1 protein-coding gene is annotated in these 254 nt (G+C 71.7%); it reads right to left on the bottom strand.

What is annotated here, in order from left to right; all coding sequences use genetic code 11:
• Positions 1-254 (bottom strand): hypothetical protein (locus SB822_RS58970; protein WP_410859359.1); only part of this gene is annotated, 254 nt, incomplete at both ends.

Raw genomic sequence — 254 nt, 5'->3', positions numbered from 1 at the left:
ACGTCCTGCGGCTTGCCGTCCGGTCCGGCGTGGGTGCCGCTCTTCACCGCCATCACGAAGCGCCCGGCAAGCTGGTCGTCCTTCCAGCTGTCGTATTGCGGCTCATGGATGCTGAACTGGGTGCCCTCGACGGTGAACTGGCGCGGGAAAGGCCGCACGTCGATCTTCAGCGCCCCGGTGCCGGCCGGCGCCGGCTCGACGGCCAGGACGGGCCCCGATGCCAGCCCCGCCAGCGCCCAGGCCAGCAACCACGC

It is taken from the genome of Paraburkholderia sp. SIMBA_054, from assembly GCF_046534875.1.
GTDB classification, from domain to species: Bacteria; Pseudomonadota; Gammaproteobacteria; order Burkholderiales; family Burkholderiaceae; genus Paraburkholderia; species Paraburkholderia hospita.
The sequence above is the reverse complement of the archived record's forward strand: the minus strand, read 5'-3'. Positions and strand labels throughout refer to the sequence as shown.